Origin of the sequence: Brunnivagina elsteri CCALA 953, from assembly GCF_002289455.1 — a bacterium.
In the GTDB taxonomy this organism is placed as follows: domain Bacteria; phylum Cyanobacteriota; class Cyanobacteriia; order Cyanobacteriales; family Nostocaceae; genus Brunnivagina; species Brunnivagina elsteri.
Genome location: NZ_NTFS01000216.1, coordinates 1 through 11,124, shown reverse-complemented (window position 1 = coordinate 11,124; position 11,124 = coordinate 1). Strand labels below are relative to the sequence as shown.

Annotated in this window: 7 protein-coding genes and 1 pseudogene; 7 read left to right on the top strand and 1 reads right to left on the bottom strand. The window is 38.7% G+C overall.

Going from position 1 to position 11,124, the window contains the following annotated elements:
- Positions 1-534: 534 nt before the first annotated feature.
- The 7 genes from CK510_RS18240 to CK510_RS18210 all read left to right on the top strand — a co-directional run bounded on the left by CK510_RS18240 (position 535) and on the right by CK510_RS18210 (position 10,869).
- Positions 535-2,472: an ABC-F family ATP-binding cassette domain-containing protein gene (locus CK510_RS18240; RefSeq protein WP_095723059.1), complete on the top strand. Its 1,938-nt coding sequence runs from the start codon at positions 535-537 to the stop codon at positions 2,470-2,472.
- A gap of 241 nt (positions 2,473-2,713) precedes the next feature.
- Entirely contained in the window at positions 2,714-4,627 is a 1,914-nt protein-coding gene (locus tag CK510_RS18235) for a sensor histidine kinase (RefSeq protein WP_095723058.1), read from the top strand.
- Positions 4,628-4,744: 117 nt separating this feature from the next.
- Positions 4,745-6,952 carry a PAS domain S-box protein gene (locus CK510_RS18230; RefSeq protein ID WP_095723057.1) on the top strand — a complete coding sequence of 736 codons (2,208 nt, stop codon included), beginning with the start codon at positions 4,745-4,747 and terminating at the stop codon, positions 6,950-6,952.
- Positions 6,953-7,031: 79 nt separating this feature from the next.
- Positions 7,032-7,469, top strand: a complete 438-nt coding sequence (locus CK510_RS18225; protein ID WP_095723056.1) for a hypothetical protein — start codon at positions 7,032-7,034, stop codon at positions 7,467-7,469.
- Between the two features lie 253 nt (positions 7,470-7,722).
- Positions 7,723-8,136 (top strand): peptide-methionine (R)-S-oxide reductase MsrB, encoded by a 414-nt coding sequence (msrB, locus tag CK510_RS18220; RefSeq protein WP_245912201.1) that lies wholly within the window; start codon positions 7,723-7,725, stop codon positions 8,134-8,136.
- 229 nt (positions 8,137-8,365) lie between these two features.
- Positions 8,366-8,677 carry a hypothetical protein gene (locus CK510_RS18215; protein WP_095723055.1) on the top strand — a complete coding sequence of 104 codons (312 nt, stop codon included), beginning with the start codon at positions 8,366-8,368 and terminating at the stop codon, positions 8,675-8,677.
- A gap of 194 nt (positions 8,678-8,871) precedes the next feature.
- Positions 8,872-10,869 (top strand): amylo-alpha-1,6-glucosidase, encoded by a 1,998-nt coding sequence (locus tag CK510_RS18210; RefSeq protein WP_095723054.1) that lies wholly within the window; start codon positions 8,872-8,874, stop codon positions 10,867-10,869.
- 18 nt (positions 10,870-10,887) lie between these two features.
- Here the strand turns inward: CK510_RS18210 and CK510_RS18205 are convergent.
- Positions 10,888-11,049: pseudogene (locus CK510_RS18205) on the bottom strand (GxxExxY protein); the annotation flags it as partial.
- Positions 11,050-11,124 lie beyond the last annotated feature (75 nt).

The following is an 11,124-nucleotide window of genomic DNA, read 5'->3' as shown; positions in this document are numbered from 1 at the left end:
GCGCAATGAAGCATCTCTGTCTATTACATAGCGACTCAGGATCAACAGTTGGATCATTTATTTCTTGGATTACTCTAGTCTAATATTGAGGTGAAATCTCAAGAAACCGGATTTCTCTTGAAATCTACATGACTATTTTCGATGTATAACCGATGCAAACCCAGTTTCTTCCTTTTACCTGGGGTTGTGCATGAGGGGAGAAGTTGGGTTTCTGGGAAAGTCGTGCTGAGTTGGAGATTTGCCGTGAGGGAGAAACCCAATTTCTAGGGATTACAAGACCAAAAAGACGTTAAACTATTTACCGTACAGGTTTTATTTGAAAGTTTATTGTGTTTTTGAAATTAAGTACAGCATTTTGCATTCGAGTGAGTTACATTTTCTATCTGTATTTATCCGCGTCTTACTCTACCAGAAGCCACTACGTGTCTACTGCGGTTGTTATCTCTTGCGTGTAATAAGATTGCAAGTAAGAATAAATCAAGTTCCAATTTCTTTGCTAAAAAAGTTGTCCAATTTAAATTTTAACTAATTATTATGAGTCTTGTCACCCTCCAATCAGTCAAAAAAGATTTTGGGATTAAAGAAATTTTAATCGATGCTAATTTAAGTTTAGATGTAAATGATAAAGTCGGTCTAATTGGTACTAATGGTTCTGGTAAATCAACTCTACTAAAAATGATTGCTGGTCTCGAATCAATTGATTCTGGACAGATTTTAACGAATTCCGGCGCAAAGGTCATTTACTTACCCCAACAGCCAGATGTTGATGAAAATAATACTGTTTTGGAGCAAGTTTTTGCTGATAGTGGGGAACAAATGTCTTTGGTGCGGGAGTATGAGGAAATATCGAATAAGTTAGCCCATCATCCTGAAGATAATCAGTTAATGTCACGCTTGTCAGTAGTTATGCAACGTATGGATACTACTGGTGCTTGGGAATTGGAAACTAACGCGAAAGTGATTCTTTCTAAGTTAGGAATTACTGACTTTAATGCGATAGTAGGGACTTTATCGGGTGGTTATCGGAAGCGCATTGCTTTAGCAACTGCTTTGTTATCGGAACCAGATTTATTATTAATGGATGAACCGACAAACCATTTAGATGCACTTTCGGTGGAGTGGTTACAAAGCTATTTGAATAGATATCGGGGAGCTTTATTATTAATTACCCACGATCGCTATTTTCTGGATAAGGTTACTAACCGGATTGTTGAGATTGATCGAGGTGATATTTACAGCTTTGCTGGCAACTATTCTTATTACCTCGAAAAGAAAGCTTTATCGGAAGATTCTGCTGCTAGTAGTCAGCGTAAATTTCAAGGTGTATTGCGACGGGAATTAGAATGGTTAAAACGTGGTCCTAAAGCCAGAAGTACCAAGCAAAAAGCGCGGATTCAGCGTATTGAGGCAATGCGGGAAACTGATTTTAAGGAAGGGTTAGGTAAGGTTGATATTTCGACAGTTACAAGACGAATTGGGAAGAAAGTAATTGAACTTGAAAATGTGTCTAAAGCTTATCGCGATCGCACTTTAATTAAAAATTTTACTTACTATTTTAGCCCGGAAGATAGGATTGGCATTATTGGCGAAAATGGGGCTGGAAAATCAACTTTGATGAATATGATTACTGGAAAAGATACACCTGACTCTGGAAAGGTGGATATTGGTACTACTATTCATATCGGTTATTTTGACCAGCATTCTGATGAGTTAATGACGGCATTAAATGAAAGTCAGCGCGTGATTGACTATATCAAGGAAGAGGGAGAATTTATCAAAATTGCTGATGGAACTCAGATTACTGCTTCGCAAATGTTAGAGCGGTTTTTATTCCCTGGAAATCAACAATATTCACCAATCAGTAAACTTTCTGGTGGAGAAAAACGCCGTTTATTTTTGTTACGAATTTTGATGGGTGCGCCGAATGTTTTAATATTAGATGAACCGACTAATGATTTGGATGTGCAGACTCTAGCAATATTAGAAGAATATTTAGAGGATTTCCCAGGTTGTGTCATCGTAGTTTCCCACGATCGCTATTTTCTTGATCGTACTATAGATACGGTTTTTTCCCTGGAACCAGGTGGAAATATCCGTCAATATCCAGGTAATTATTCGATTTATCTCGACTATAAAAAAGCTGAAGAACAAGAAGAAAAAGCACGACAAGCAACTGAGACGAAGGAAAAACCCAAAAATATCGATGTAGAAAATACAGATTCTTTGCAAAGTAACATAGAAACTAAAAATAAACGTAAGTTGTCAAATTGGGAAAAACGTGAATTTGAACAACTTGAAGGTAAAATTGCCCAATTAGAAACCGAAAAAGTCAAAGTTGAAGCAGCAATCGCCAATATTTCATCCGAAAATTATACACAAGTGGAGAAATTATATAAACAAGTGGAAGAATTCAAGCAAGCTATTGATAAAGCTACAGCAAGATGGATGGAATTAGCAGAATTAGAATCTTAGGGTATTAGACTTTCACAAACTCTAAGCTAAATTACCTTCCTGCAACTGCTTCATCCAATAGGGTGAATGCATTTCTTATCTTTTAGTTTTAATCTAAGGAATAGGGATGGGAAAAGTGTCTAGTGCAACAAGGTAAAAGTAAAAAGTAAAAATTCAAAAGAAAGAAAGCTTTTTGTATAAGTAACTTTATTTCTACCCTGCTGTACTAGTTTCAGTTGTAATTTCTACTCCTAATTGCCCAATGACTAATTTAGATTTTTCATTATTAGAAAAAATTGCTACTAGTTTACCAGGAGTCATTTTCCAGATACTTCAGAAACAAAACAATTCGCTGATTATTTCTGCTAGTTCGGGTTGTCACGAATTATGCGAACTACAACTAGAAGTCATCCAAAACGATTTTAATATCTTACTTAATCTGTTGCGATCGCAGGATATTCACACTTTTATTGAATTAGTCACAGTATCAAGTATCACCCTTGCTCCTTGGTGTTGGCAAGGGGAAATTTTGACACTTAGTAGCAAAAATAAATGGGTACAAATTTCTGTACATCCCCAAAAACAAGCGAATGGAGATATTCTTTGGGAAGGTTTAGTGATGGATATTACTAAGCATAAATTGACAGAAGATAATTTACGTGCCAGTGAAGGACGATATAAAGCTATTTTAGACGCAATTCCCGATCTAATGTTTCGTATTAGTGGTGATGGAGAATATTTAGATTTTAAAGGTGAGGGAGCAAATGTAACCATTCCTCGTGAACAAATAGTCGGCAAAAACTTGTGGGATTTATTACCTAGCGATGTGGCAAGGGATAGTTACGCGGCAATTTGTCGCACTTTAGCATCTCGCAGCTTACAAACTTGCGAGTATCAATTACCAACAGCCTTGGGAATGCGTGATTACGAAGCACGTTTGGTAATCAGTGGTAAAGCCGAAGTTTTAGCAATTGTCCGTGATATTACTGAAAACAAAAAAACAGAAACAACACTAAAACACTTAGCCGAAAAATTTTCTAAAGCCTTCCGTTGTAGTCCCGATCCAATTACAATTAGTACTTTAGCAGAAGGACGTTACATCGACGTTAACAACAGCTTTGTGCGACTCACAGGTTACGAACGTGACGAAACTGTGGGAAAGACAGCATTAGAGTTAAATATTTGGGTAAATCCAAGCGATCGCACTCAATTATTACGGGAATTAAATAATACAGGTGCGGTTAATAATCTCGAATTTGAATTCCGTTGTAAGTCAGGGGAAGTCATAATCGCACAACTATCAGCAGAAATAATTGATTTAGAAGGAGTAAAGTGCATTCTGGCAATAAATAAAAATATCACCAAAAGCAAACAAGCAGAATCACAGTTACATAAATTAAACACCAATTTAGAACGGCAAGTCGAAGAAAGAACTGCACAGCTTCAGGAAAAAGTACAGGAAATTCAAGAACTCAGTCGCATCAAAGATGTGATGTTACATACAGTTTCCCACGATTTGCGAACCTCTGTAATCGGTAATTTGATGGTATTAAATAATTTAATTAGGGAACAAGTAGGGAATAGGGAAAGACAAACTGGAGATTCTCCGATTGCTCAGTCAATAGTCGAACGAATGATAGAGGGAAATGAACGACAACTGGGAATGATTGATTCATTGCTAGAAATAAATTCCAGCGATACAAAAGCATTAATCATGAATCAAGAAATTGTAAAATTTAGCACATTAATAAAAGCAATAGTTCAAGATATTGCATCACTTTTAAATAAATATCAAGCTAAATTAGACAACTCAATCGGAGAAAACTTTCCAACAGTTAAAGCTGACCAAGAATTATTACGTAAACTATTTGTCGCTTTATTGACTTATACTTGTCAAAATAACCCACCAGGATTAAAGATTATCCTCAAAGCCAGGGTTGAAGCTGGAAAAATTCGCTGTACCATTCAAGATAACGGGATTGAAATCAGTAAAATTGAATGCGATCGCTTTTTTGATTTACATATCCGCGAACCACAAAGCCGTTCATCAACCTGCACTAGTTTAAAATTATATATGTGTCGTCAAATAATCAAGGCACATGGTGGGGAAATTTCCGTCATTAGTAACCGCAAGCGAGGATTAACTATTTTATTTACATTGCCAATTGTTAATTAGTTAGGAGTTAGAAGTTAGAAGTTAGAAGTTAGAAATTAAGAGTTAATAACTGGGAGTAAATGCGGAGGAAAACTCCTCAATTCCCAATGCCCAATTCCCCAATTCCCAAATTAAAAAATGACTGGGTTACTCAGAAGCGTAAAACGAAGATGGAGACAAACAGTTTCTACATATATCACCCCAACTACTGGGGTGATTACTGTTAAATATGAAACATGGCGACGAAACTTTTTGTGGCAGCGTTTGCGATTATGGTCGTGGTTAGCACTTCTCTGTTTAATTAGTTTCGTCATTCGCGATATTTATAACTTTTTCTCTCCACTACGGGAATTTGCTGATATACCAAAGCAACTTACACAACATACATTGCTTCTAAACGGGGCAATGCTATTAAGTATAATTATTACAATACTACTCCATCGTACCCGATTTGGTCGCCGTCACCCAGGAGTATTATTTCTGGGTTTATCTTGGTCAATCAGTCTTGGACAGCAAATATTTAGTACCCTCAAAGGTTTTGCACTCCCTGATATTTTAACTTGGTCATTACTTTTTCTTGGTCAAGCTACTTTCATGCCAGTGCGGTGGACGCTGCATCTAATGTCGCAAATGGTATTATTAATTTACTATTTCGGCGTAAACTTTGCACTTGGTTTCAAAGTAATAACACCAAACAATCCAGAACCAATATATAACGTTACATTTCTTCTTTACGTATTTTGGCTTTGTGCGATTTGTAACCTTGGGGTTTACTTATACGATCGCTTGCAATCGCGAGAATTTCAAGCCAGGAAAGAACTGGAAATCACCAACACAAAACTTAAAATAGCCGAAGCAAAATACCGCAGTATATTTGAAAATGCAGTTGAAGGAATTTTTCAAAGTACACCGGAAGGACGCTACATCACCGCAAACCCGGCACTGGCGAGGATTTTTGGTTTTACAACACCGGAAGAGATAATTGATTACTTTACGGACATTAGCAGTCAACTTTACGTAAACCCTCAGCGTCGTACTGATTTTATACATTTAATTGAGGAATACGGTAGCATCTCAGAATTTGAGTCACAAATATATCGACGCAATTCTACAGAATATAACTATGAGGGAGAATATCGTCATATTGTTTGGATTTCCGAAAAAGCATATGCTGTTCGCGATCGCAAAGGAGATATTCTTTATTACGAAGGCACTATTGAGGATATAACCAAACGTAAACGTGCTGAAGAAGCTTTACAAGAACAATTCGACTTTTTACAAGTTTTAATTGATACTATACCTGCACCTGTATATTATCAAAATGCCCAAGGATTGTATGTTGGTTGTAACAAGTCCTTTGAAACAGCTTTAGGATTAAAAAAAGCAATAATTATCGGCAGTACCACATCTGAAATTATACCCAAAGAGCTTGCAGATAAATATCATCAAGCCGATATGTCGCTGTTTCAAAAACCTGGAGTCCAAACTTACGAAAGTTCGATGCTTTATGCCGATGGTAAACAGCATGATGTCATATTTTACAAAGCAACCTACGCCAAAGTCGATGGGACTTTAGGCGGATTAGTGGGAGTAATTTTAGATATCAGCGACAGAAAACGCACAGAAGAAGCATTACGAGTCTTTTTCCACGCTGTTTCCCACGACTTACGCAATCCAGTTTTAGGTACTTTGATGGTGTTGCGGAATCTTTTGCATGGGGGAATAGATAATGCATCTCCCCAATCCCCAATTCCTGTCTCTCGCTTTATTCTAGAGCGGATGTTGCAAAGTGGAGAACGGCAGTTAAATTTAATTAATTCCTTAATGGAAGCTCATGTAAGCGAGATTGAGGGGATTTCATTACAACTTCAACCAGTTAACTTATATCAAGTCGCTGAAGATGCGATCGCAGACCTACAACCAACGTTAACCCAAAACGAAGCAACCCTCACAAACCAGATTAAAGTAGATTTACCAGCAGTTAAGGGTGACTCTTTTCAATTGTGGCGGGTATTTTCCAATTTAATTGGTAATTCCCTTAAGCATAACCCTCCTGGCTTAACTATTACTGTCGATGCTAAAATCGATGGAGGAATGATTTGTTGTACTGTCGCTGATAACGGTGTGGGAATGACAGAACAGCAATGTGAAAGATTATTTGACCTCTATTTTCGTGGCACGAGTGTACGTAGTTCGTTAAGTTTAGGCTTGGGATTAGGTTTGGGTTTATACTTGTGTAGACAAATTATTACGGCACATGGGGGTGAAGTCAGCGTCAAAAGTTCTCCCAATGCAGGTGCAACATTTAGTTTTACTTTACCTGTTAATGGTTCAGTTGTCCCATAGATTGTAGATATGCAATATAACAAAATATAAGAGAGGCGCGATATATCCCGTCTTTACAAAACAATTTTTAGGGATTTATATGAATTTACAGCTAACACCAAACGAAATTAATACAGTTCATGAACTATTAAAAGATTATACCCCAGCAGATAAAGCGGTTGATGCGATCGCAAGACATAAAGGTAATCTGGAATCATCATTTGAGGAACTTTGGATTAATAAAAATGGGGAAACTCCCACTGCTCCAAAAAAATCACTTTGGCAAACAACATCAGATGTATTAAGGGAAGAGCTTTGCGGGGATGATGGATTTCGTGCCCGTCTAAGTGAATACACAAAAAGTCCAGAAAATGCAGTTTTATTAACAGCAGTAATTGGTTATGTACTTGCTTCCACTGGTTTACCAATCGATCCATCAATAGCGACAATTTTTGTGCTTTATATCCTCAAAATTGGACTCAATATCTATTGCGAATATACCGAACAAGAAATCAGCGAACTTGCAAATCCGTCTTAAAAATCATAAATTATCTGCGTATATCCGCGTGTATCTGCGGTTATTTTTGCATTTTTCCCCAATTCTTAACTAATTATCACCAAATACTCAGCTTTCCAGGATTAAATAATAATTACAACAGATTGCGGCTCAATCCCTAGTAAATTGTTACATAATGTAAATATATATGATAACTAGACGATACCTTTTACAAGGGAGTGCGGCAGTACTAATTATAGGATTGCAATCTTGCTACCCAAATCGGAGAACAACCATGACAGCATCAAAAGACCAATATCAAGTTAGTAAAACAGAACAAGAATGGCAAGCTACCTTAACACCCGAACAATTCCGTGTTTTGCGTAAACATGGGACAGAAAGGGCAGGTACAAGTCCATTAGATAAAGAATACGACAAAGGTACTTATAATTGTTCGGGATGTGGGCAAGCGTTGTTCACTTCCGATACAAAGTTTAACAGTGGCACAGGATGGCCTAGTTTTTTTGCACCAATCGAAGGTGCGATCGCAACTACCACCGATAAAACCTTATTCATGACAAGGGTAGAAGTGCATTGTAGCAATTGTGGCGGACACTTAGGACATGTATTTGGTGATGGTCCCAAACCCACAGGGCAACGCTATTGTATGAACGGAGTTTCATTAAATTTCGTACCCAGCGAAGGTTAATCAATACATACACCAATTGTAGGGGCGTAGCTTGCTTCTCCGCTTCGGAGTACGGTTGTTCGCCCAAAAAAGATGGTAGAGACGTAGCATTGCTACGTCTCTGTAAATATTCCAGGTATTTTTTCTAACTGAAGCTAATTTTAAATAAATTGAGATGGGATTGCAGTGCATAAACCAGGGAAGCAGAACATATTCAAAGTAGTACAAGCTCAAAACCAATAATTTGATTATGCTTCCCCTTTACAAATTAGTTAACATCGCACTGCTGGCAACCGTTTTATTTTCTCCTACCGCGATCGCACAGCAACAATCTCTAACTTCAGAAACTGGTAGCCTTGAACAAAAGGTTCCATGCACAGATAAGAATGGTAAACCGATCCGTTGTCCTTGGGTGAAAGGTAAACCAATTACCAGTGGTGATACATCAGCAGATAAAAAGCCCAATCCTTGCAATCCGAAAAAAGACCAACCTGTTGATACTAAAGCCTGTCGTGATTACATTCTTGGTAATCCCAAACCTCCCACATCTCCCAAGCCTTAATTTTGAACTCAAGGATGGGGGAAATGCGATCGCATAATCCTTCACCTTTGCAAATTATATCAAGAGGGCGAATGGCTATTATTCGCCCCTACGAATAATTTTGGTTGTTGCTCAACAACTCTTAACCCAAACAGCAATATTAACTTCTCCTAAAGATAGATAATCTGTAAAGGGTTCCTCACGGCTGAGTGAAAATGTGCATCGAATTTGGACGGGAAATTTGTGGTCATTTGGATACAGCAGAATCACGAGAATGGTTAGTTACAAATGGCATTGGTGGTTTTGCTTCTGGAACAGTGGCAGGATTGTTAACACGTCGCTATCACGGGCTTTTAGTGGCAGCACTCAAACCCCCACTAGGGCGTACTTTGCTACTAACTAAAATTGATGAAACAGCCATCTACGATAACCATACCTATCCTTTACATGCTAACCGTTGGACAGATGGTATCGTCAGTCCCCAAGGTTTCCGCCACATCGAACGGTTTACACTCGAAGGTACAATTCCTGTGTGGCATTTTGCTTGTGGGGATGCACTGTTAGAAAAACGGATTTGGATGCAGCAAGGGGAAAATACAACCTACGTCCAATACTTGCTACGACGGGGAACTCAACCATTGAAACTAACCCTCAAAGCAATGGTAAATCACCGCGATTATCATAGTAGCACCCAAGCAAACGGCTGGAAAATGGCAATTGAAGAGGTTGAGGGAGGAATTGCTGTAACTGCTTATCCAGGGGCAACATCGTTATATTTATTTACAGAAAATGCGATCGCATCTCCATCCCATAATTGGTACTATGGTTTTGATTTAGCTATGGAGCGCGAGCGAGGATTAAGTGATAGTGAAGACCATCTCCATGCTGCCACATTCCAAGTTACCCTGAACCCTGGAGAATCTTTTACTTTTATAGCTAGTACCTCCAAGCAAGTTAAATCTAGTAATCCGAAAAATAGTGGTGAAACTGCTTTAAAATCACGTCATGCTTACGAGCAAAAATTATTAGAGACTTGGAAAATCCACCATTTAAATAGGTTAAAAAATTCCCCTACTTGGATTAAGCAATTAGTTCTAGCAGCAGATCAATTTATCGTCGAACGTCCATCTCCCGAAGAACCCCACGGTAAAACTATCATTGCTGGTTACCCCTGGTTTGGTGACTGGGGAAGAGACACGATGATTAGTTTACCAGGATTAACCCTAGCGACGGGAAGACCAGAAATAGCTCGTTCAATTCTCCGCACTTTCGCGAAATATGTAGATATGGGAATGCTACCCAATCGCTTCCCAGATGGGGCAGAAATACCCGAATACAACACCGTCGATGCAACCCTGTGGTATTTTGAGGCAATTCGTGCTTACTATAGCGCTACAGAAGATGACACCTTACTCGAACAACTCTTTCCCATCTTGGCAGACATCATCGACTGGTACTGTCGGGGAACCCGCTATAATATCCACCTCGACGCATCCGATGGATTACTGTATGCAGGGGAAAATGGAACCCAATTAACTTGGATGGATGCAAAAGTCGATAACTGGGTAGTGACACCACGCATTGGCAAACCAATCGAAATTAATGCACTTTGGTACAATGCTTTGCGTTCAATGGCAGATTTTGCCCGTCATTTGGGTAAACCCCACCAAGAATATACTGCGATCGCGGATCGAACTTTGGTGAAATTTTCCCGCTTTTGGAATCCGAAAACTAACTATTGTTATGATGTTTTAGATACACCAGATGGGAATGATGGGTCATTACGTCCCAATCAATTATTTGCTGTTTCCTTACCAGAAAGCCCTTTGTCAACTATTCAACAACGTTCTATAGTAGATATTTGTGGTCGTTTCCTCCTAACTTCCTATGGTTTGCGATCGCTCAGTCCGGAAGAAGTTACCTATCGAGGTATTTACGGAGGTAATCAGTATCAAAGAGATGGAGCTTATCATCAAGGTACAGTGTGGGGTTGGTTGCTAGGTGCATTTGTTTCCGCCCATCTCAAGGTGTATAATAATCCTGCACAAGCACGTCAATTTCTCGAACCAATGGCAAATCACCTTTGCGATCGCGGAGTTGGTAGCTTGAGCGAAATTTTTGATGGTGATGCACCATTTACTCCACGGGGTTGTTTTGCCCAAGCTTGGACGGTTGCGGAGGTTTTGCGGTTGGTGGAATTAATCAGTTTTTAAACGCAGAGGTTCACGGAGTTAGAGTTTATTGGCTATACGTTTAATACCTTGTTTGAGTTGGAGAACGTTAAAATTGAGTAGGAGTCCAAGTTTATAATCGGTGAGTTTGAGGTAAGTTAGAAGTTGTACGGCATGAATTTCTTTGAGGGATTCGACAGATTTTACTTCTATAATCACCTTATAGAACAACACGGTATGCGTAAAACTCAGTCACTTTAGTGCTGAGATATAAGCGACACGGGCGATTTTAATCGC